We start from the raw sequence: 22,584 nt of genomic DNA, 5'->3' as shown, positions 1-22,584 counted from the left end.
AGGGAGGAACGATGCCTTACTATTTCTCGCACCACGACGGTTCGCCTATCGAAATCGCCGGCTATTACTACGTCCAGCCGTTCAGCTTCCGGAACAGCCTACTTCAGCGCAATCCCCGCTCGGCGCGGTTGGCGGTTACGGTCGCACTGACCGGCCATGACGACGACAGCTACCCCTCGGTAACCCAAGGTCTGGCGACCACCGGCGACATCACCATCGCCGACGAGGTCGAGGGCGCAATCCTGAACGCGAGTGGGTTCAAAGCCACTGCTGTCTCGTCCTCGCAGTCGCGGGACCTGGCGCTCACGACCTGGATCTTCCAAGGCTCCAACGACTCCTCTATCGGCTTCACGCCTGCCAGCATCAATGACGAGCCGAACCCGGGACGCGTTCACGCCGAGGAGCGTGTGCGCTGGTACGGCCATGCCGATACCGAGGGGCCGGGTCCAAATCGCTTAAACCTCAGCTATCTCGCGGCACAAATCAGCTATGGCCAGACGCATGACCTGACGGCGATGGACCTAATCGGTATAGCGAACATGAGAGGCTCGGGCAGTTTGGTGGCTTGGCTTTTAGGCCAAGCGTTGAACCAAATGCTGGCTACGGTCACTGTGTCGGACGTCTCGCGCGGCACGATCAGCAGCATTGCCGGCAATGATCCGGACGCAAGCCGGCAGATGGCAAGCGCACTCGGCGCAGCCTACGTCTTCAACGGCGTGTTCAAGGAACTACCCGCCGCCGAACTCGCCGCCTTTTCGCGACGCTTCAACGATCAGTCAGCCAGCGTCGTTCGCGACGCCGCACATGAAGGCAGCGGGATCTTCGTCGACATGACGCAGCGCGTGTTGGACACACCGGACGGCACCCGGAAGAACCCGAATTCTTATGCCATCAACGGGCCGGATTTTGAGGGCCTTTCGTTCTGGGGCCTCGAGCCACGCGGCACGACGGACGCCGCGCTCCTTTACTAAGGCGGGGCGGAGCATGACTGAGACGCTGGATATCGGCGACCCGCTCTGGATCGAGATGGTCGTCGAGGATGGCGAGACGGCGCGTCTCGACTATCGCGTCGTGCCCCGTGGCGCTGCGTTCAAGGCAGCGCTGGTGCGCGGCGTAGCACTGCACTCGAGCGTTGATCCAGACGAGCCGCATGGCCGGCTGGCTGCGCTCGCTCATAGCAGCGGCAGCCTGCACGAGAGCGCCGAGCGCGACCACCACGGGCTTGGCTACCTGCTCCGCGCCGAGAGTAAGGAGCTTTTCGCCGAGTCGATCGCGGTTGACCAACTCGCCAGTCTTGAGGTCGTGCAGCGGCAAAGCGAGCAAGCAGCCGAGGACTTCATCGGTGCGGCGGGGCGATTCGAAGTTTCGCCTTCGACCGACCGGCTCGATATGACCATGTTGGACGCCGCGTTACCGGACGGCGTGGTGTTCCTTGCCCGCACGGGCGAGAGCGCGCGGCGGCGGCGAGATCGGGTGCTGGCGCTCCTCTCGGCGCGGGCCGCGAAATACGTAGGTGCTAGCCGAGCCATAGGCGACAAGCACTGGCGACTCACTGCCTTTCCTGAGACCGAGATGGGCCGGCAGGTGACGCTAGCCGAGCCATGGGCACTCGAGGGCTTAAGCGACACGGCGGGCGGCTGCCGCCTGCGCCTCTCGCTTCGGGTGGCCACGGGCCGCGCGATTTATGCGGAACTGCTGAAGACCTCGAAGCAGGGAGACACGGCGGGGACTATCAAGCTGACCGATAAGCACCGCCTTCCGCGGGAGCCAATGACGGTGGTCTTCGGCAAAGAGACGCACTTCATGCGGCGGATGGCTCTGCGCTTCATCGGCGACGCGCTGGACGACAGTCCCCAGGAGAGAGGCGATGTCAACATCGAGATCGTGCTCGACCTGGTTCCAGACCCCGCGGTGGCGCGCCCGGCGCGAACACTGCCACAAGTCTCGGCGCTGCTGCTCGGGAGGCTGGTCGACCCTGTCGAGGCGGGGGCGGGCCGGCGGTTGATGGCGGTCGAGCCTGCGCCGGGCGACGCGTTCGAGGAGCCGGCACTCAAGGCACTGGCAGACTGGGCGACGCCCGACGGCACCTCCCTGCGCGCCGTGATGGCCGCTAACGCCTACGAGCGCCCTGGAGGCGCCGGGCTTCAGGTGCGCTGGCAGGCTGGTGACCTTGTCCTCGTCTCGGTTGCCGACGGTCTACTTCCAGTGATCCTGGGCGCGCCGCGCCTCTCGCGCGCGGCGCTCTCCGGCAGCGAGGCGGTGGACATGGCGATGCAAGGCGCCTGTGTCGCCCTTGGTGCACATGCTCCGGATGCGGAGCCTGATACCATGCTAACGCTCGAGCAAGGCGGGCAGGTCAGTATTAAGGCCGTGGGCGTTAATCTGGCCAAGCGGGTGGTGATCAAGGAAGACCTAGTGACGATTACTACCAACACCACAGTGCAGGGCAATCTGGACGTTGAATAAGGACCCCACGGCGCCGCGGACATCATCAGCAGGAGGGCGACAGCATGAGCGAGCTTCGGAAATGGCAGACGGCCTGGCCCGTCCCTGCGGACGGCAGCCCGCTCAATTCGGCTCATCTACGCGCACTGGCGCTAGGCACGGTGGCAACTGCGGCGGCGGGCATCGGCCGGCTCGGTTGGGGGCTGGCACTGCCGGCGAATGGAGGCATGGGGTCCGCTGCCACAGGGGCGGTGAATGTGCCAACACTGAGCGGCGGGAAGGTCCACGTTAAGGATCTTTCGGTCGTGTTGCCCGAAGGTGTTTATGTAACTCTGGACACGGCCTCGGCACCCCTGCCTGACGGTGGTATTGGGGTGCTCGGCCTCATCTACACGCTACCGGCTCATGCCAACGCGCCGAACCGGCCCGCCCCCGTTGAGCCATCGCTCGTCTGCTTCGCCGATCGCGACGCCGCCACGGCGACCGGGGCGACGGTGCTGGCCGAGATCTGCTCGCCGCGGCGGGGGAAGGCCGGGGGGCTGCGTTGGCTGGTGCCGGCGCTTGAGATCGGTGCCGCGCCCGAGAGCGCGGCCGCCGCCGCCGCGCTCGGTGACGCGATGCTGGCTGCGGCGGCCGCGGCAGGGGCCAATCAGCGTTACGAATGGCAGACCGTCGCGGCGGCGCTCCGCCTCGCTGCGGCACAGCCTCTGGAGACCTCGTCCGCATTCTACAATCGCGATGTCGCCCGCGCCCTCAGTGGCGTCGTCGCGCTCGTGAGGGGCGCGTCATCAGCGGCGGATAACGGGGCGCTGGAGGCAGTGGCGGAGCTAGCAAAGGCGATCGACGCTGCGCCGGGAGCCGCATCCCTTCCCGAGGCGCTGGCCGCTTGGGATGCGGCGCTGGCCGCGCCCTTTGCCCAGCACGGCCCGCTCATGGTTTGGCTGCGCGGCACGAGCGTTAAGCGACACCGGTTGCCCGGTTACCCGCAGGCCAACGGTATCGGCGGCAGACTAGACCGGTTCGACGTCGCGGGCGCCAAGCGCGTCGAGTTGCGCCTGCTGCTACGCGACCGGGTGGCGCCGACGGTGCGCGTGCGCGTCGACGAAGCCTCATTCAGCACCCTCGTGCTCGCGACCGTTCCCGGGGGCTTTGCGGGAATGCTGAGCCTTCCCGACAAGGCACAGTATCTCGATCTCGAGCTGCCGGCGGAGGTCGAGGCCGAATTGCGTGAGACGGTGGGCGACGGGAAATATGGTCATGAATGATGCGCAGTTGGCAGATTACCACGCGAGACCGGCGTACTGGACGCCCGAGCTGGACGACCTGTGCCGTAGTCTGGACGAGCCGGCGCGGGGGGTGAGCGCGCTCGAGCAGCAGGTGGTCGCGGTCGCGGAAGCGGCGACGGCGGCAGGCTCTTGGGCATCGATCTTCGAGGCTTGGGGAATCCTTGCACGACGACACGAACACGTGACGAGCGGCGAGGTTTTAACTGTCTGGGCCTCGCTCCGCCGCAAGGCGGTTGATCTGGAACGCTGCCGGCCGGAACTCGACTTCCGGCTATTCGAGGCGGACCTAGTCCTCGGCGTCTGGCCCGAGTTGCGCTGGTTGCCGGATGAGAGCCCGCCGGAGCACGCGTCGAGCGAGTGCGAGGGAAAATGGCTTGGGCTCTGGCAGATGCTGTTGCAAGCCGCAACGGCGGACCCGGGCGCGGATAACAATGCGACCAGTCTGCTCGACGAGGACCACCTAGCGCCCCTCGTCGCCTTCTCGCGCCTTATCGCGACAGTCTTCGCACCGCGACGCGGCGATGAGGCGCTAGGGATGCCGGCGCGCTGGCGGCTTGGCCTGCTCAACCAGGTGCGCGCGTTCGAGGCGTCGGCAGTGGGTGCACCCGGCGGCGAGGCGCTGGCGCGGCCCGGTAGCGAAAATGCCGGGGCCGAGACGGCGATCGCCGCCGGGTGCTGCGCGCTCTTCCACCACGCCGGACGGGGCCTAGGGGGCAGCGCTGGACGGGGACGTACTTTCAGTGCGGCGCTGGACGACCTGATCGCGGCGCCCCTGCCGGAGGCCGAGGCACCGGGGGAGGCTTGGCCAGACGGGGCGCGGCGCACCCTCGAGCGGCTGTTCCGTTTCTGGGCGGTGGGCGACGCGGCACTCAAGGCGCTGCTCGAGGGGGAGCTTGGCCTCGGCTGGGGCGACGCGCGCGGGGCCTTGCCCGCCCCCGATGCACCGGCGCCGCAAGACGTCGTCGAGCGTATCGCCCTCGTCGGCGGCACCAACGTCGGCAAAACCTCATTCCTCTTCGCCTCCGAGCATTTGCGCCGCGCCGGCCCAGGCGGCGAGGACGACCGCCTGCCGGTAATCCAGCATGCCTGGATGAAGGACGCCGCGGCAGGCAAGCGAATCACCATCCAGCGCGAGCGCTGGCGAAAGGGTACCCCCTCGAACACCGAGCGCCCTGAGCTAATAGCCGCCACCGGTGTCCACAGTTTCCAGGCCTTCGAGATCGTCGACATGAAAGGCGAGGACCTTTTGCCGCACGACAACGCGGTCATGGACTACGCCATGCGCGACCTCTTCACCTTCCGTCCGCCGGCGGCGCTAGCGTTGATGCTCGAAACGGTCGCGCCGCTCGGCAGCAGGGATCTAGTCGCCGTCGAGCGTCTCGTGACGCTCGCACTCAATGCCCATGACCAGCGGTCGTGCGGCTCTGCCGCAGGCCCAGTGCCACCAGTGCACCTGATCGCCAATAAGGCCGATCGATTCATCATGAACCTCCGCGCGTCGCTGCTGGGCGCCACCGCTGAGCAGCAGGAGACTGACGCCGCGCTTCTCGGCGTACTCTGCAAGGAGGCGCTCGATCTCGGCGTCCTAATGCGCCGAGCCAAACTGGCGGCGGTGGACAGCGATCGCTCAATCCGGGCACTCCTGATGCGCGAGGCGCTAGAGGCTGAGGTACTGAGCGCGAGCCCTACGTTAGGCGTCGCGGTCGACAGTCTCCTCCACAGCGAGGGGGCGCTGTTGGAAATGCTCATCTCGAAAGGCGCCACCAATGTCGTGCTGAACTTCACCTGCTCGGCTGCGCCGAACGGTTGGCCAGGCCTCGCCATCACGGGGATCCGCGCTTTCTGGAGCGAAATCTGGGGCTGGGCGCACGAGCGGCGGCGTAAGGCGCTCGCGGTCCAGCGGTGCGCATTTGTGAACCAGACCGAGAACGATCTCGAAGTGGTGAAGTCCCTCCTCGCCCGCAATGATCTCCGCCTCGAGGACGAGACAATCCTCAAAGCCTATGACGATGTAGTCGCTAAGGCTAGCGAATGCGCACGGACACTCTCAACGATGCTCGAGAACGGGGACCTGCCAAAGGCGGCTGAAGACTTCGCGACCTGGCTGGGCAGGCACCGCGAGAACGCGATCACGGGCTTAAGGGACGCGGTCGATGGCGCGGGCAAGGCCGCGCAGGATGAAGAGCGCCGGCTAAAGACTGCCGTCGATATGATCATCGGCCACCTGATCACGCTGCTCGGCATTGACCCCGAGGCAAAGATCGAGACCCTGATCGACCGGCAGCGCCATGGCAACATCGTTAACAAGGGGCGAGACTGGCTCGACGAGATGCAGGTCATGGTCGCCGGGCAGGACGACGCGCGAAGCCTCCCAGCGCTGGTTGCGTCCAACGAACTGCCTGAGCCCCTCGTGCAGGCAGGAGACCTCCTGCAGAACATCAAAGCGGAACAGCAGGATGCTGGCTTTCGGCTTCTCAGACAGATAGTGGAGCAGCAGAAGGCGGCGATCCGACCGGAAGCGAGCTTCGAGACGGCGCTTCCGGGCGGGCCGGACGGCAATCCGCGCCTTTTCCATCGTATCCATGGGGCCCTGCTCGATGACTGCTTCTGGAAGAACGAGCCTTGGCGCAAGGACCACTGGCAGAACAACAGCGTCGCGCTGCTCCAAGGTGAGGCTCTGCTCGGGGTGAAGGCGCTGCTGATCGACCGCGCGGGGGGGCCGGACCCCAAGAGCCCGCCGGACTGGCGCGACACACTGGCGCCGCTGCTGCGTCTGCTGGCGGAGTATTACCCGAAATTCCCGAAGCTAGCGATGCAGCGCTACGAGAGCGATGCCGTGAAGGTCGGCGTCCTAGCCCAAATGGCAACGAGACGTAGGGTCGAGGGGCTGATCGCGGCGCTCGAGGCGAGCCTCGCCGTCCGCGGGTCTCTTGCAGAGACGCCCGGGATCGCCGCGCGCGTGCGCCAACTCACGAAGATCGAGGCGATGCTGCCGGCTGTGCGCGAGCTCGGTTTCGACGCGCCGGCCTTCGAGGCGCTGGTGCGGCGGGGTTCGGCCAAGGCACGCAGTGACGCGATCGATGCGACGGAGGGAGGAGCGCCGAGGCTGATCAAAATCCAAGAGAGTGTCCGGAAGCAGTTGGAGCGCTGGCCCCGCAAATGGTTTCGCGCGGTACGCAACACGGAGCCCTTGATTCAACCGATCAACGCCGAACTCGCCGCCTTGCGCAGCAATCTGAGCGGTTTTGGCAGCCACGTCCTCCCCGAACCGAGGCACGCGGCCCCCAAGTCGCTAGATCGTGCCGTGATTCGCCTGGACGTAGGCATTTCGCTCCTTCGCCACACCGCCGGCGATGCGCGGCACGAGCGAACGGAGCTGGCGGCAGAGATGCGAGATCTGGGCGGTAAGATCGCCGACATGCGCGCGGCCGTCAACGCAGTCGAGGAGACAATCAGGACCGACATCCTGGTCGAGCGCTACCGCCGTTTCCTGGCGCTCGGTCTCGAGGAGAGCGCACTAGCCGTTGCCAGCCTGCACGACGGCCTCGGTGTTGTCGATGGCGGGATCGTGCGGGCCGGCGCTAATCTCGACGAGATCGAGCAGAGGTACCTAACAGCGATGAGGGGCTACTTCGACGGAAGGACTGTATTGTGACTGGCGCCTTTTTCTATAAGCCTGGCCCGGCAGGCACTGGTTGGGAACTGCAGGCCAATCCCGAGGTCGAGGCCAGCCTCCTGCCCCTCTGCAAGACCGTGCTCGTCTCTGACAATTTCCCCGCCGGGCGCACCACAATCGGGCATATCGCGCGCAATGGCGACTATGTCGTCGTCGTCTACAAGGACCGCCGCTTCGCCGGCCAACTGATCGCCACAGCCGCCTACGAAGCGCGCGGGTTCGATCCGTTCGTCGTGGTAGCCGAACTGCCCGCCGCAGACGCTGCGCTACGCGCAGCGGTGGCTTGGGGCGATGCGTTGGCTGTCGCAACCGCGCCGATTGCGAGAACTCCTCCACTCAACACGGTGCTCTGGCAGGCGCCGACTGACACGCTCGCCATCGCGCTCGCTCGGGCGCTATTCCTAGCCGGGGTGCCTCGGCAGCGCCGAGCCACCTTTTTCTCGCTGTCGCTGCGGGATCTGCCCTTTCAACGTTCGGTACTGACACGCTTGACGGACCAAGCCGGCCAGCCGCCGCCGGCGGCGCTGCTGGCCGCGGCGCGTGCACTTCCGGAAGCCGCGGCCGAGGCGCTGAACGTGACGCTCGCGCTGCCGAGCGCCGGCCCTTCGATGCAGCACGAGCAGGCGGACGCATGGGAGGTTTGGTCCTCAGTCCGCAAGTCGGCGCCGCCCTCGCCGTCACCAGCCCCGTCCGCGCCCCCCCCGCGCCAGGACACTTCAACCGCTGCGACGAAACCGGTTGCGCAGGAGGGAATGATGCCCCGGCCGACAGATACTTTCCCACCAACCTCCGAAATGCCCTCTCCCGTCCGGGCGCGGCACCCCTCCACCGCGCCCTGGTGGCTCTCCCCCGCCGCGACTGCCGCGGTGGCGCTGCTACTCGTCGCTTGGATCGGGAAGGAAACGGCGCTTCTGAGGGGCGTGCGAAACGATACCAAGACGGCTGCTGAGGCTGCGAACACGGCCAGGATCGAAGCAAATCGTTTGGCGGCCGAGGCCGCTGCCGCCACTATCGCCGTAGCCAAAGACGCGGCCGCTGCGAATGCCGCCAGGGCCGAAGCGACGCGTTTGGCGGCCGAGGCCGCTGCCGCCACCGACGCGGTAGCCAAAGACGCAGCCGCTGCGAATGCCGCCAAGGCCGAAGCGACGCGTTTGGCGGCCGAGGCCGCCAACAGCGCGGCGGCAGCGGCCCAGGCCGCCGACAGCGCGGCCGCAGCGGCAGATAGCGCTAAGCGGCGGCGCGACAGGCCTTAATTAGGCGATTTGTTCCCTTCACTTCCGGGCCAAGGCCCGTCCTTTGGCCACTGAGTGCCACCGCGGTTGCACACGCCCCGGGACGGGGAGCGGACGGCGCAAGCTCGGTTTCGCTTCGATTAGTTACTCAGGTTTTCACGCCTCCTTGCGTCCACTGTGCTTCCACGGGTTCTGGAATACAAACGCCGCCTCGAGCGATTGATGCCACCTGCCCGACCGCAGTTGCTGGCTTTCGAAACGGAAGGCAAACGGCACTCCTTCTCGGCAGCAGGTCCAATTTTTTTCGTTTGGTGGACGACAGAGCTTCAAACCAGAATAGCAGCGCTTGCTGGGATCGCCCGGAATCAAAATCTCAGCTACTTGGTGCAGCCACTCTCGGCCGCGGACCATGCATGGTCGGGCAACCATCTCTATCAGCCGGAATCGGACTTCATTTTAAATAGCTATCTATGCATATCACCGGAGGCTGCCTGGATAGAATGGTACCGGCGGTCGTGGCGTGGGGAGGACCCACCGGAGCGGCACTGAACGAACAAGTTCAAATTGCGTGACGTTCTGCCGATCGATCTTCTGCCTCCGGCCATTGCCGAAGCGAGGGTCAAACCATATCAGTCGCGTCTGCAGGCGCTCGATGAAGCCGAACGGATCTACGAGATGATCACCAAATGCGGCTTATGCCATGGATAGGTCGGTTCCAAACGACATGTTGGCCATGGCTGATCGGATCTGGTTTGGGGCCGACCGACCCTTTCAGGCCGCCCGCGAAGCATTTGCCCCTATCGAAACTGATCTGGAGCGCTGGGAACAGCAACTCGAGACCGAGCGATGTCAGTTGGCGCAAGCCGTTCTCGGCGTTAAGCTTGGCGACATCGTTGCCTCACAACAGAATGGCGCGTTCGTGCGCATTCCAGCGGAGTCGATTTCGCTCTACTCAAGCGAGAAGCGCGTCACGTTTGTCGGCTCTGGTAGGCGATTCCGCAAAGACGGAACCCTTGGCAAGATGAGTGAGACAATGAGTTTTGTCCTGGATCGCGCGGGTGGGGACTACAGCTAGAACTTGCGAGTGAGTCTTTCCCTGGCACCGAACCACTGTCGATCCAAACCGACGGTAGCATTGCTGTCACGACGCGGCCGTTCGATCACGCCGAAAGCGCTGGCGTGAAACTCGCGTCATTCCCCAAGTCTATGAGCGGTAGCCATACCAGCGGTGCTCTAGCCCCTATTGCTTCATCCCGAAATCTTCGAGACAAGGTCCACGATCTTGTCGACGGTCGTCACGACACCGGGGCCGGCTTCACCTATGGTTTTGGCCGTGGACCGTAGACCTTCCCCAAGAGTACGTAGCAATGTTTTGTTGGGAGCAGGTGAGGCTGCGTTGCTCAAAAGTAGTTCGGTGGATTTGGCTACCGCGATTGCTGCTTCGGACTTCGTGGAGTTAAGTCCCTCAATCTCTAAGCGCAGCGTATCTAGTAGCATTTTCAACTCTTGAATATCGGTCGGCGCCGCAACGAGCGTGTTGGTTGCGAGCCTTGCATGCTCAAGCTTGCTTTGAATAGCGACATTTGCGCCGCGAAAATCTCCTGACAGATTGAACTGATCGCGCATGCTACCTCCCTTTGTGCGCCTTCAGCGCCCGTTTATCCACCTCTGAAGCTGGCGTAAGATATCCTGCCAGCCTGGCCCCTTCATTTGCTTCACCAAGCGCCTCGATCGCTTCCAGTTGCGGAGCGCTGCCTCACGATCTCCCAGAGCGGCACATGCTATCCCCAATGTGCACAACACGATCGCGAGATTTTCCCGGTCCCCGCTGGTAGTAGCTATTGTAGCTACCTCCTGTTCCAGCAACCGCCGACAGCTACCGAAGTCTTTTTCCTCGAGGTAGATTCTCGAAAGTGCCTCTATTGCCGGCCTCAAACCAGAATATTCCAAGCCTGTGCTACGGTCAGTGGTGTCAACCGCGCGCTCGAGGGTCTCTTTTGCCCCTGCGACATATCCGCTGCTGTACTGCGCCTGTCCCAGCGAAATCAGAACCTCCCCCAGAAGCGGTGAATCGTCACCTTGCCGCTCTACAATGAGTTGCTTGGATCTGAATAGACACCGGACAGCCGGTTTGAAGTCCTTCTTCAGACGGAAGATTTCGCCCAGAACATAGAGCGGTCGCCATAGGACAAAGGCGTCCGGGCCAAAAACCTCTTCTGCAATGGAAATGGCCTTCTCTGCCTCGCTCTGCGCATTGGGCTGGTGAGAGATGAGTCGCGCTTCCGCCAAGCCAGTCAATGCGTTTATTAGCAATATCTTTCGCTCGGAAGTGTCGAGGTCCTCGAGCTCTTCGCCGGGAACGCTCTCCTCTTCGGCAATTCGCGCAGCCTTGTCAAAAAGTGCAGCAGCTTCATCTGGAGCACGCGACAGCAATGCGCGACCAAGATTGTATGATATTTTGCCAATCAAGAACTCGCTCCCAAAGGAACTTGCTTCTAAAAGTGCGAGGGATTCCCGTTGCCGTTCAATTGCAGCCTCAACGTTCCCGGTGATCCGATCCACGACTGCGATGTTCAGAACGATTGCTCGAGACTCGTCAGATGATCCAGCTATGGTCGCAGACAAAGCCAGCGCACGTTCGAACGTGGCTCTTGCCTCAGTGTAAGTTCCCCTGGCGTACTGCGTTTCACCAAGCTCCCTGTATAACTTAACCGCGTTGATGTCCCCCCGTTTGGCCGCAGAAGTAGCTGCGTGAATAATGTGTGGCTCCAAATCGATCAGCAAGCGTGAGTCCGCAATTGTGTTTACGCTACGCGCAGCATAGATCAGATAGTTCTCAACATCCTCGGCGGCGCTTCCTGCCGGAGGCGGTTCCAGTTGGCTAAATGCTGCGACCAGTTGATGAAGGACGAGAGACCCGTCAGGCAACTGATGGATAATACCTACCTCAGCGAGCCGCAGAACGGCTTCTTCTTGCAATTCAAGGATGGCAGGATCTGAGCCAGGAGCCTCTGAGGGCGACAGAGTGTAACGAGGAATTGGCACTCCGGGAGCGAAATGGCTTGCAAAGCGCAAAAGCGCTCGCGCCATTTCACCCAATTCGCCCTCTGAGCGGAGTTGGTCGTAGCTCAACGCGAAAGTACGGGCGATATGCTGTTCATGGCCCGTCGGCGACCAACCACCGGCCGTCATGGACCGGTGCCGCAGGACTGGTGCTCCGCGGAGAGCGTGCAAGTATTTGTCCGGGTCTCCAAGTGCAGAATGCCGGAACTTGGCCAAGAAAAGGCTAGCAAGATGGAGCGCCAGCGGCAGATCTCCCAGTTCTTCCGATATCGCATTCAACGCCGGATCGTCGGCAGTCAGATCGCTTCGCGTGTTTCGAAGCAGACTTATGCTATCCTCCCTCTGCAAAGGACGGATGCCAATTGGCGTCACGCCGAGTGCGGGGTCCCAGTCGTGCCGACGGCTGGTCAGAAGCACCCTCGCCCCGCCGGTCGTCGGGCGCCACTCAGAGAGCGTACGTTCGTCCTCGCACGCGTCTAAAATCAGGAGGCGCGGTATCATCCGCTGCCAGGCATAGCGTAATAGTATTAGCTGGTCGGGAAGGTCCAAGTCCGCATACGTCGGATGCAGATTGAGGCCCCATCCGCACGCCGCCAACTGGGAGGGAATTGCCTCAGGCTCCCCGCAACTGATCCAGAAAACACCCCCTTTGAAGTACTGAGCGTATCGATGAGCAAACTCCGCGGCGAGTTGCGTTTTTCCCACCCCACCGAGGCCAGTTACCGCCACGGTTGGGACAATTTTTGTAGACGGCGGTCGAAGAAGAAACTCCGCCAGTTCCTTGAGGTCGTCGTCACGCCCCTTGAACGTGGGGTTAGGGCTCCATGGTAGGACAGAGCCGGAGGGCAGCGGTGCTGGAGTCGGTACATCGACGCTCGCTGCCGCATTAAGAAGCGCGAGAGCATCCTCCAAGGCGGAGGCTTCATCCTCTTGCGACCCTGATGCACGTGTGGCTATCGATATATTTGCGTGCCTGAAGTCGCCGCTTAGATCGTACCTGTCTCTCACCTCTGCAAGGTATACCGGCGGCGATGTTTAGCAAAGGTGATAGGAAGGATCATGCTGGTTTGCCCACATTTCGCAGGCGGCAGTGCATCTATGGAATCCACTGGCGCCGCCAAACTCAAGCGCCAGCAAACTTTGTTTTGCTGAGCAGTGCGACCGACGTGTCGATGCGATGGACGTGCCGCGAAGCGGTGTACAATCGAAATACCCGGCATTTGACGTTCGCTTTAGATCTCCAAGAACGGCAAGAACATCTTCGCGTGAGTTGGCCATTTCTCTGGACTTGAGAACGCGAACCCAGAATTTCAGTCAGGACTCGCAACTGTCTCTAAGTTGTCAAGCAGCGGCGCCATTGTGTCATTGATCAAACGCACTGTAAGTTCAGTCTCTACGCTCGATTTTCCAGTCTTTTTGCACCTGGGCGAACGACGCAGTTGAGCGTAAAAAACGTCCACTGAAACCGCACCGGGGTTTTGCAAGTCGGCTCGGGTAGGCAGCCCTGTATACGGCCTGGTCTGCTCAAACGCGATCAACTTTGCTTTGCCTTCATTGCAACCTTTACAAAGGATCTTCAGATTTTTTTCGCCATTATCGCCAAATAGACTGATCGGCCAATCATGATCAATCGTCGGTTGCCGCAGCTTTGAACCCTTAGCCGTCTCCCAATGAGGCTTCAAAAGGTCATACTTCTCCTTACGTCGATTACCCCACGGCGACTCCCAGTTGCGTCCAACCAGCTCTTCGTTATAAAATCGAAGCCCACAGTGCTGACAACAATGATTTGCTTCCTTAAGCCTCTCGTTCGTCAACTGCGGGTATCGGTCGATCCTTTCAGTCGCAAACTGATTGTAGAGAGCAACGGCGTTCTCTACACGTCCGTTCGTTTCGGCGATCCTTTGTGCCGCGAAATGACGCCTGACGTGCGTTCGGGGATTGTCAGAGTCAGTGATCGCGCGGCTCCAAAGTGACGTCGGTAACGCAAAAGGCCGAACACGCTCGACCAACAGCCTGAGCATGGAATTTTTCATTTCCACCTCTGAAATCTTCAACCTATCCGAAATCGCCCGAATCATCTCGTCTCGGTCTTTGTGGGTCAAGTTCTCGAGTGCTGTCGACAGTGACAGTTCGTCGGGCATTAAGGCAAGATCTATCCATTCAGGCATCGAAGGCTCAATCGCTAAATAGTTTCAGACGGCGGTGGCCCCAATTTTTGCGACCGATATTACGCCTGGTTTCCCTTATAGCGTCGCTCAAGATCCCTCGCCCCACCGATGTCTGAAGGCCCTTCTGCCGCCACTCATCGGTAAAAAAGGTGCTCGGGAAGTCCATCCAGAATGAATGCGTTGCCACACACGTACCATCAACATCATCTAAGCGAAAAATGCGGCTATCCGCCCATCCGTCTAATACAACCTGCTGCATAACCTGCAGCGAGACGATCTTCAGCAAATTGTTGGGACGGTCAGAAGAAGGCTCGCTCCACAGACGGTTATCTTGTCCCTCGAAATATTCCCGTATTCCTCTCCAAAATGCGAAGAAGTGATCGATCCAATCTCCGGCAACATCATCCCACGAGCCAGACCGCAGTAGAACTGAGTGTGTATTAGGAATGTTTTGGAAGTCGCGAGCGAGTTTTGCCATACCCGGGAACTGTAGATAGCCCGGCGCACCTTCAACCTCAAAGTCGATCATTCCTTTGAATGGAGACGAGGGCTCAGTGTTTAAGCGCTCCATGACTTCGGAGCGCTCGACGTCGATGCTGGAACTGCGCAGACGTGTGTAGACTTCATCGATCTCTTTGGTGCTTAACGAGGTGGCGATAATCGAACTCAAGAATGCCGGCTTTATTGGCTTTGCTTTTTGGTTGATGATAACGAACTGAAAGACGCTCTCCGCCCATGTCGAACCAGGGATGGCGCAGACGGAAAAAAGCATGCTTTCATCGGATGATGCGCCACCAAAAACTCTGTGTTGACCGTCGACGAGCACTGCAGGTTTCAGAATAGAGTATAGCGTCTCGCGGAGCGTGTTTTCAGCAGGTAGGTCATCCAGACGCTCTTGATAGCCTCGAAGTTGCGCGTAAAAGTCCGCCAAATACGAGCGGCCGTCTCCCTCTGCCGCAATGCCACCGCCGTCCTCTATGATTTTGTCGGACACTATACCAAATGACTGATCAACGTCCTCCGTCGTCACCGCATCGGCAAACGCCCGGTTGAGATTTTCTTCAATCTGCGTGACAGCGGTCTCGTTTAGTCGAGTGCGCACTGCCACGACAGCGGCGTCGATCAGTTCCTCGATGGGCATCGCAGCGTAGTCGGGAGCGTTGATTGTGATCTTTACGATTTCTGAGAAATTTCCCGCGACGTCTTTAAGTGGCGTGATCTCGACCGCACCTGTCAGACCGACGACAACGGACGTGGGCGATATGTTGCGCTCGCTGTCTTTGAAATATTTCATCACGTCCCCGACGCGCCCCGGGTTCAATGTTCGCTGAAACCCGTGCTGGTAATCGAAGGCTTTTCTGGGCACCCCTGCCCAAGACCGGATATCCTCTGCAGGAGCAACAAAGAGCAAAAGTTGCTGATCCGTCCCTTCGCGGGGTTTGAAACGTTGCCCAATGTACTCGTAGGGGATGGTGTTCATTTTGTCGTTGTCCTCATTTCCGTTGGGACTTTCCACCAAACCCGTAAAAAAATACCTATTTTGAGTTGTTGTCTTGTTCCGATTGTTGAGATTTGTCCTAAAGTTGCATCCGCCACGGCCGCGCTATTTCTAGGTGTTTGAGCACGATAAGGCGACAATCCGGCTCTTGAAGAGGAATCATGTAGAGGCCGCAATGACGGCTGGTCACATCTGGTCCACGTCAGAAATGACTGGTTATAGATACCCCCGGAAAACCGGCTGCTCCTGCGGCAGCATATGCAGTAATTTGGGGAGCTGCCCAAACCTCTGCAGTTTTTGTATTGACCAGAATGCTGCGGCGCAGTTATTTGGAGCGCACAATTTGGTTGCTCCAGTAACCGGATAACAACCACAGAGACAACTATTATGACCGTCATTCTCACCGCTTGCACTCAGAGAAAGCGGGTTTCCCACAGCCCGTTGCTCTGTGCGAGAGACCTGCCTGGCGGTACGCTTTCGGACGTGGTCGAGGCTTGGACCGATCGCCTAAATCAAGTGAAGGTTACCTGCCCAGCAAAGCATCTTTATTGCGGCCGATCGTTCTCTGAGGCAGTCAAAGGGGCCCAAAATATCCAGGCTGATCTTTATATCGTTTCGGCTGGTCTCGGCCTTGTTCCGGGCGATGTCAACGTGCCTTCCTATAACCTAACGGTCTCGAAGGGGACCGCCGACTGCGTCATGCACAAGCTCAATGGCGAATACTCTGAAGCCGACTGGTGGGCGGCGCTAGGCGGCGCCGAAGCGCTCCTTCACGTTATCAAGCAGGCTGACCCGGTGGTCGTTATCGGACTCCCCTCCCCTTATTTGCGCATGATCGCACCGACGCTGGCGCTGCTATCGGATGGACTCCGCAGCAAGCTGAGAATTGTCGGAGGTCGTGGTGTGCCGGAACTGGATCCGCGCCTTGAAGACTTCCGGCTCCCCTATGACGATCGCTTGGATGGCCCCGACAGCTCCTTGCCGGGGACAAGATCAGATTTTGCTTCTCGTGCAGCTCGCCATTTCGCGGAAGAAATACTGGTCAAGGCTCCGGTCGCATCAATCGACATTCACCGCACCCTGGCTGAGGCCTCGATGTCAACATGGACACGTCCGACCACGAAGTCTGGCACTCGAATGTCAGACGCGGCGCTCAAATCGATCATTCTTGATCATTGGTCGCGTGCCGGCGGCCGTTCCACCAAGCTCCTACGGATATTGCGGGACGAATTGAACGTCGCTTGCGAGCAAAAGCGCTTCGCAAAGCTGGCGGCCGAGATCCGGAAAGAACAAGCCCTATGAGTATTGACGAGAACAATCTCATAATACGTGCGGTCAAAACCCAGCAAGGGGACGGCGTCGATGTTTACGCCTTCTTTCTCCACGGTTCGGACCTCACGCGGATTGCCGATATCAGCCGGATTCATCGTGACGAGAAGGACCTGAAGGGTTTTCAGCGCAAGGAAATCCGCAGCCATGTGAATGCGATCGCGGAGTTCCTCGACAGCGGCCCGGTTCTTTTCCCCAACGCCATCACGCTGGCCCTATCTTCTGACGTCATGTTTGACGTATCTCGAGGGCCGAAGCCAAAAGGGCTGACCGAAGTCGGCCAATCGGGAACCCTAAACATCCCGATTAGGAAGGCCGGTGAGCGTGCCGCTTGGATAGTCGATGGCCAGCAGCGTTCGTTGGCACTCGCGAAAGCCAAGGATAGCCGCTTCCCGGTTCCAGTCGTCGGCTTCGTCTCTCAGGACGTACAGGTCCATCGCGAGCAGTTTATCTTGGTCAACAAGGTCAAAGCCCTCGACGTCAGGCTGATCAACGAACTCCTCCCGGAGGTGAGCTCGTTGCTGCCGAAGGATCTGGCCGCCAACCGTCTCCCGAGTGAGTTGTGCAACCTTCTGAATCGGCAACAGAAATCGCCCTTTCACCGTCTGATCCGTCGCGCCTCCGATACTGGCAACGAACAGAGTGTCGTCAACGATACAGCTTTGATCGACGCGATTAAGAAGAACCTCAAGGGGCCCTATGGCGCATTAAGTCAGTACCTTTTGGCTGAAGGCTATAACCCCGATGCCATGTTCGATGCTCTCGTTCTCTATTGGTCTGCCGTCCGCGACGTGTTTCAAGAGGCCTGGGGTAGGCAACCCAACGAAAGCCGGCTTATGCATTCTGCTGGCATTAAGGCGATGGGTGCTTTGATGGATCAGATTATGCTGCGCGCCGATAGCTCCGCGACACCGGAAACCGAAGTCAGAGAAGCGCTGCAGCGGATCGCCCCTTTCTGCGCCTGGACAGAGGGAACATGGGAGGGCCTCGGCCTACCGTGGAATGAAATTCAGGGAACGCCGCAGCACAATCGGTTACTCGCAGATCACCTGATGCAACTGGACCGCAAACTATCCAGGCCGACACGATGAAGTTCATTTTCGCCGACAGCCTCGATCATGTCGATCCCGGTTACGACTTTCTCAGAGATCGGTATTCTGAAGGCCGCACGCCCTATTGGGACGACGCATATCCGCATGAGATCATGGGCTATGCTCCGTACAAAGGAATGCTAGTTTCCCGCGGCATCGTCGGGGGCGCAGCCGTCGGCGGAAAATATACAGAGGCCCAGGCAATGCGCTTCCGCCGGGTCGGAGCGCGCGAGTTCCTTCGTCTGGATAAGCCGCAATTCGAGCATCTGCCGATATTCGGCGATTGCGGGGCTTTCACCTATCATAAGGAAGATAAGCCGCCCTACACACCAGACGACACTGCGGAGTTTTACGATGATGCGCGCTTCACTCACGGCTGCTCCGTCGACCATATTATTTTCGATTTCGATGAAAGCCTGAAAGGTTTTGAGGGCGGGACGGAAGAAGCCCGCCGGCGTTTCGAGATCACGCTTGAGAATGCGTCAGCTTTTCGGACGTCGACGCAGCACATGTCGAACCGCTTCACGCCCATGGGCGTTATTCAAGGCTGGTCGCCGGGAAGCATGGCAGAGGGAGCCCGCCGACTGGTCGCGATGGGTTACGACTACCTTGCACTTGGTGGTACCGTGCCCTTGAAAGCTTCGCAGATCAAAGCCTGCCTCGCCGCAATCCGTGACATCATCCCGGAGAACACCCGCATACATATTCTTGGATTTGCTAAGGCTGACGAGATCGATACGTTTGGCTCGTTCAATATTACGAGTTTTGATACGACCTCGCCGTTGATCCGTGCCTTTAAGGACGCCAAAGCTAATTATTACTTGCCGAACAAAGCCGGCAAACTCGACTATTACACGGCGATCCGAGTGCCTCAAGCGCTCGAGAACCCCAAGCTGATGCGACTTGCCAAACGCGGCTCTCTTAACCAGGAGCAGCTCGTCTCGATGGAAAAGGACGCCCTAAGCGCGCTCAGATCCTATGATCGCGGCGAAACTGATCTCGAAGACACCCTCGACACGGTTCTCGAATACGCGACGCCGGCCGTCATGGGCGAGACGATTGGCGATTTGCCCGGAGCGAAAGCCGTCAAGGATCTCAGAGAAAGATACAAGCGGACGCTGAGCGACAAGCCCTGGAAACGCTGCTCGTGCCCAATCTGCTCTGCACTTTCGATTGAAGTGGTGATCTTCCGGGCAAGCAATCGTAACAAGCGGCGCGGCATTCATAATCTGGGCGTCTACAACGCCCTTGTTGACCAACTCCCAATCAATAGCGGGCGAAATGACGATACTCAAGTTTCCAGCGATCAGAGCCAGACAGAGCGAAGCACACACGGTTCTATCATTTGCAGCGCTAGCGTCTGACCTGCAGAAATTTGCGGTTATCGAACGGGTCGCGCGCGATGCCGAGGGCGGACTGAGTGGGTTTCAGCGTCCGCAGATTGCTGGTCATATTCGGGAGATCCGAGATTATCTCGAGAAGCCGGAGGCGATCTTGCCGAACCCAATCGTTGTGGCGTTTACAACGAATGTCGATATCAGCGACGAGGGTGTCGACGGGCGATGCATGGTCGAGATCGACATCGCGTCGGGAGCGCCGGGCATGGTCGTGGACGGCCAGCAGCGGTTGACGGCGCTTGGCCAGGTCCATGAGAAGGACTTCCAGGTGTTCGTCTCGGCGATCATCTGCCGCGACGACGAAGAACTGCGCCGGCAATTCGTATTGATCAACAATACGCGGCCGCTGCCGAAATCGCTGATCTACGAACTGCTGCCGACCGTAACCGGCCTGCCGCGCCGGCTTGGTGATCGCTCGGTCGCCGCCGATATCGCCGCACGCCTGAACTATGACGAACAATCGTCGCTCAAGGGTCAAGTCTACCAGCACACGAACCCGAGCGGCCTCATTCGAGATACGGCGATCCAGCGCGTCATCATCAATTCGCTGAGCGACGGCGTCATGCGTGAATTGATCCGCGAACCCGACGGCGCCGACCTCTGCTTCAAGCTGATTAGCGATTTTTACCAAGCGGTTCAGTATGTATTCAAGGACGCGTGGAAGAATCACACGCCAAAGACGTCGCGCCTTGTTCACGGCGCGGGCATCATGTCCCTCGGCTATGTCATGGAAATTCTGGTGCTCCTTGACGGCGCCAGAACCTTCGATGATTTCGCCAAAGGCCTTGCTTGTCTGGTCGACAACACCGCCTGGACGTCCGGCGAATGGAATTTCGCGGAAAACGACAAGCGGCATTGGAAGTCGGTGCAGAATGTCAACCGCGATATCGTGACGCTTGCACAGTATCTGGTTGCGATCGTTCGTGCTGACGTCCGCCGCCGGCGCAACGAGGGTCAGGTGAGCGCCGAGGAGCCACGCCAAAAGGACACGGGGACCTGATGAGCTACGCGGTCAAGGAACTCTTCAAAACGCTCCAGGGTGAAGGTGCCCAGGCCGGCAGGGCAGCGGTATTTTGCCGTTTTGCCGGCTGCAATCTCTGGTCGGGCCGTGAAGAGGATCGCCCCAAGGCGGTCTGCCAGTTCTGCGACACGGATTTCATCGGCACGGATGGCGAGGGTGGCGGCAAGTTTCGTGATGCAGCGGAGCTTGCTGCAGCGATTGCCCGCACCTGGGGAAACAAGGAAAGCAGGCGATACGTTGTCTTTACGGGCGGCGAACCGCTGCTCCAGATTGATGCAGAGTTAATCGACGCGGTTCACACGTATGGATTCGAGATCGCGATCGAGACAAATGGCACGCTCGAGCCGCCAGCCGGCATTGACTGGATTTGCGTCAGCCCGAAAGCAGGCGCGCCCTTGAAACTTCGAGCCGGGAGCGAAATAAAGCTCGTCTTTCCGCAGCCGAACCTCCTCCCGGAGGCACTGCCGGACCTCCGCTTCGAGCACTATTTTCTGCAGCCAATGGACGGGCCGCGTCGGGCTGAAAACACGGTCGCCGTGACCGAGTATTGTCTGGAACATCCCAAGTGGCGCCTTTCGCTACAAACGCACAAGATGATCGGAATCCCATGAAAATCACCCAAGCTTTCACCTTCGAGGCGGCCCATCGCCTGCCGAACGTCCCGGCCACCCACAAGTGCCATCGGATGCATGGCCATTCCTACCGGGTCGAACTCCAGTTGGACGGCAAGGTCAACCCTCAGACCGGGTTCGTCATTGACTTCTTCGACCTCGAGAAAGCCTTTAGCCCCCTTCTTGCACAGCTTGATCACCACACACTCAACGAGATCGAAGGACTGGACAATCCGACGGCTGAGAACATCGCAACGTGGATCTGGACGAGAGTTTGCCCGCTCGTTCCGGAGTTGAGTTCCGTGAAGGTGTTCGAGACGCCCATGTGCTGGGCTGAATACGATGGCAATTGAGAGGTGAAACACCGATGACAGCAACTGCACTCGTTTTGTTTTCCGGCGGACAGGATTCGTCGACCTGCCTTGCCTGGGCACTCGAGCGATACGAACGGGTCGAGACGGTTGGCTTCGAATATGGCCAACGGCACCGGATCGAACTCGATTGCCGTGACACCTTGCGTCGCGAACTCAGCGCGATGAATCCGATCTGGGCAGAGCGCCTGGGCGAAGATCATACGATTTCGCTGGCTTCTCTCGGAGAGATCTCCAAGACCGCACTAACCAGCGAAATCGCGATCGAAATGGAAGACACCGGCCTTCCGAACACCTTCGTGCCGGGCCGCAACATCATCTTCCTGACCTTTGCAGCGGCACTCGCCTATCGGCGGGGGCTGAAACACATCGTCGGCGGCATGTGCGAGACGGACTATTCCGGATATCCCGACTGTCGAGACGATACGATCAAGGCACTGCAGGTCGCGCTCAATCTCGGCATGGAAAAGCGGTTCGTGCTCGATACGCCGTTGATGTGGCTGGACAAGGCAGACACATGGCGGCTGGCAGACCGTCTCGGAGGTCCGCGCCTCGTTGAGACGATCGTCAAGGAGAGCCATACCTGCTACCTCGGCGAACGGGGTGAGTTCCATGATTGGGGATATGGATGCGGGACGTGTCCGGCGTGTGATCTTAGGGAAAAAGGCTATCGATGTTTTGTCGCTGAGGAGGTTGTAGGACAATGACACTCGAAAAACGGAAACGGATCGAGGGACTACTGTTTCTGGCCGCGTTCGCGGCGTGTATCCCGCTTGCGAATTTCATGATTGGCAATGTCGGGACGTTTTGCGCGCCGAACGGACCCTGCGTCATTCCGGTGGTTCCCGGCCTGACCGCGCCGAGCGGCGTCCTGTTGGTCGGGCTAGCCCTTGTCTTGCGCGACCTCGTCCAACGCCGCCTGGGTCTCATCTGGGCGTTCGTTGCGATCGTTATCGGGGCCGGCCTCTCGACCACTTTTACTGCACCCGCCCTGGCGCTCGCCTCCGCTGCCGCGTTTCTGACATCGGAGATCGTCGATCTCGGCGTCTACACGCCGCTGCAGAAGCGTGGCCTCATGATTGCGGCTATCTCCAGCAGTGTCGCAGGTCTGGTGGTCGACAGCATCGCTTTCCTGTGGCTGGCCTTTGGTAGCCTCGATTTCCTGGCGGGTCAGGTCGTCGGAAAACTTCTCATGGTTATTGCGGTCATTCCGGCGCTTTACTGGCTGCGCAATCGCGATCTTAAAATAGGATTTGCTCCCGCATAAAGGCATCGGGCAGTTGAACTGTGCTGGCTTGAGTAAAAATAAGGCAAATTGAAATCAAACCTTAACCTGCAACCTAATTCTATGTCACACTCAGGCATTGCCGAATCGGGGGTTCGGCATCTTTCGAGG

At 60.0% G+C, this 22,584-nt stretch carries 18 protein-coding genes; 14 read left to right on the top strand and 4 right to left on the bottom strand.

Features of this window, described 5'->3' with window-relative positions; genetic code table 11:
* Positions 1-11: 11 nt before the first annotated feature.
* The 6 genes from FHT77_RS28130 (at position 12) to FHT77_RS28105 (ending at position 9,714) form a co-directional block, all read left to right on the top strand.
* A complete protein-coding gene (locus FHT77_RS28130; protein WP_183758538.1) occupies positions 12-971 on the top strand; it encodes a hypothetical protein in 960 nt (319 codons plus the stop codon).
* A 13-nt stretch (positions 972-984) separates the two neighbouring features.
* Positions 985-2,466 (top strand): hypothetical protein, encoded by a 1,482-nt coding sequence (locus FHT77_RS28125; RefSeq protein ID WP_183758536.1) that lies wholly within the window; start codon positions 985-987, stop codon positions 2,464-2,466.
* Positions 2,467-2,510: 44 nt separating this feature from the next.
* On the top strand, positions 2,511-3,710 hold the full coding sequence (locus tag FHT77_RS28120) for a hypothetical protein (protein ID WP_183758534.1): 1,200 nt from the start codon (positions 2,511-2,513) through the stop codon (positions 3,708-3,710).
* Complete coding sequence (locus tag FHT77_RS28115; protein WP_183758532.1) at positions 3,703-7,386, top strand: hypothetical protein; 3,684 nt, start codon at positions 3,703-3,705, stop codon at positions 7,384-7,386. The genes FHT77_RS28120 and FHT77_RS28115 overlap by 8 nt, the downstream gene beginning before the upstream one ends.
* Entirely contained in the window at positions 7,383-8,660 is a 1,278-nt protein-coding gene (locus tag FHT77_RS28110; RefSeq protein WP_183758530.1) for a hypothetical protein, read from the top strand. The genes FHT77_RS28115 and FHT77_RS28110 overlap by 4 nt, the downstream gene beginning before the upstream one ends.
* A gap of 712 nt (positions 8,661-9,372) precedes the next feature.
* Positions 9,373-9,714: a hypothetical protein gene (locus FHT77_RS28105; RefSeq protein WP_183758528.1), complete on the top strand. Its 342-nt coding sequence runs from the start codon at positions 9,373-9,375 to the stop codon at positions 9,712-9,714.
* 173 nt (positions 9,715-9,887) lie between these two features.
* On the opposite strand, the gene FHT77_RS28100 is transcribed toward FHT77_RS28105, so the two are convergent.
* From FHT77_RS28100 to FHT77_RS28085, 4 genes are all read right to left on the bottom strand, one after another.
* Complete coding sequence (locus FHT77_RS28100; RefSeq protein WP_183758526.1) at positions 9,888-10,265, bottom strand: hypothetical protein; 378 nt, start codon at positions 10,263-10,265, stop codon at positions 9,888-9,890.
* 21 nt (positions 10,266-10,286) lie between these two features.
* On the bottom strand, positions 10,287-12,614 hold the full coding sequence (locus FHT77_RS28095) for an NB-ARC domain-containing protein (protein WP_183758525.1): 2,328 nt from the start codon (positions 12,612-12,614) through the stop codon (positions 10,287-10,289).
* Between the two features lie 398 nt (positions 12,615-13,012).
* Positions 13,013-13,870: an HNH endonuclease gene (locus FHT77_RS28090; protein WP_183758523.1), complete on the bottom strand. Its 858-nt coding sequence runs from the start codon at positions 13,868-13,870 to the stop codon at positions 13,013-13,015.
* Between the two features lie 7 nt (positions 13,871-13,877).
* A complete protein-coding gene (locus tag FHT77_RS28085; RefSeq protein WP_183758521.1) occupies positions 13,878-15,350 on the bottom strand; it encodes a hypothetical protein in 1,473 nt (490 codons plus the stop codon).
* Positions 15,351-15,755: 405 nt separating this feature from the next.
* Here FHT77_RS28085 and FHT77_RS28080 point away from each other — a divergent pair, with 405 nt between their 5' ends.
* Genes FHT77_RS28080 through FHT77_RS28045 form a run of 8 tightly spaced genes read left to right on the top strand, consistent with a single transcriptional unit; the run spans position 15,756 to position 22,455 of the window.
* Entirely contained in the window at positions 15,756-16,670 is a 915-nt protein-coding gene (locus tag FHT77_RS28080) for a DUF6884 domain-containing protein (protein ID WP_183758519.1), read from the top strand.
* Positions 16,667-17,788, top strand: a complete 1,122-nt coding sequence (gene dbpB, locus FHT77_RS28075; protein ID WP_183758572.1) for a DGQHR domain-containing protein DpdB — start codon at positions 16,667-16,669, stop codon at positions 17,786-17,788. The genes FHT77_RS28080 and dbpB (FHT77_RS28075) overlap by 4 nt, the downstream gene beginning before the upstream one ends.
* Positions 17,785-19,152: a tRNA-guanine transglycosylase DpdA gene (gene dpdA, locus FHT77_RS28070; protein WP_183758518.1), complete on the top strand. Its 1,368-nt coding sequence runs from the start codon at positions 17,785-17,787 to the stop codon at positions 19,150-19,152. Before dbpB (FHT77_RS28075) ends, dpdA begins: the two co-directional genes overlap by 4 nt.
* Positions 19,070-20,185 carry a DGQHR domain-containing protein DpdB gene (gene dbpB, locus FHT77_RS28065; RefSeq protein WP_183758516.1) on the top strand — a complete coding sequence of 372 codons (1,116 nt, stop codon included), beginning with the start codon at positions 19,070-19,072 and terminating at the stop codon, positions 20,183-20,185. Before dpdA ends, dbpB (FHT77_RS28065) begins: the two co-directional genes overlap by 83 nt.
* Positions 20,185-20,817 (top strand): 7-carboxy-7-deazaguanine synthase, encoded by a 633-nt coding sequence (gene queE, locus FHT77_RS28060; RefSeq protein WP_183758514.1) that lies wholly within the window; start codon positions 20,185-20,187, stop codon positions 20,815-20,817. Before dbpB (FHT77_RS28065) ends, queE begins: the two co-directional genes overlap by 1 nt.
* A complete protein-coding gene (gene queD, locus FHT77_RS28055) occupies positions 20,814-21,170 on the top strand; it encodes a 6-carboxytetrahydropterin synthase QueD (protein WP_183758512.1) in 357 nt (118 codons plus the stop codon). The genes queE and queD overlap by 4 nt, the downstream gene beginning before the upstream one ends.
* Before the next feature lie 14 nt (positions 21,171-21,184).
* Positions 21,185-21,895 carry a 7-cyano-7-deazaguanine synthase QueC gene (gene queC, locus FHT77_RS28050; RefSeq protein WP_183758510.1) on the top strand — a complete coding sequence of 237 codons (711 nt, stop codon included), beginning with the start codon at positions 21,185-21,187 and terminating at the stop codon, positions 21,893-21,895.
* Positions 21,892-22,455: a VUT family protein gene (locus tag FHT77_RS28045; RefSeq protein WP_183758509.1), complete on the top strand. Its 564-nt coding sequence runs from the start codon at positions 21,892-21,894 to the stop codon at positions 22,453-22,455. Before queC ends, FHT77_RS28045 begins: the two co-directional genes overlap by 4 nt.
* Positions 22,456-22,584 lie beyond the last annotated feature (129 nt).

The sequence above is a fragment of the Rhizobium sp. BK181 genome (genome assembly GCF_014193305.1).
Lineage (GTDB): Bacteria > Pseudomonadota > Alphaproteobacteria > Rhizobiales > Rhizobiaceae > Rhizobium.
This window is presented reverse-complemented; position numbering and strand designations above follow the sequence as displayed.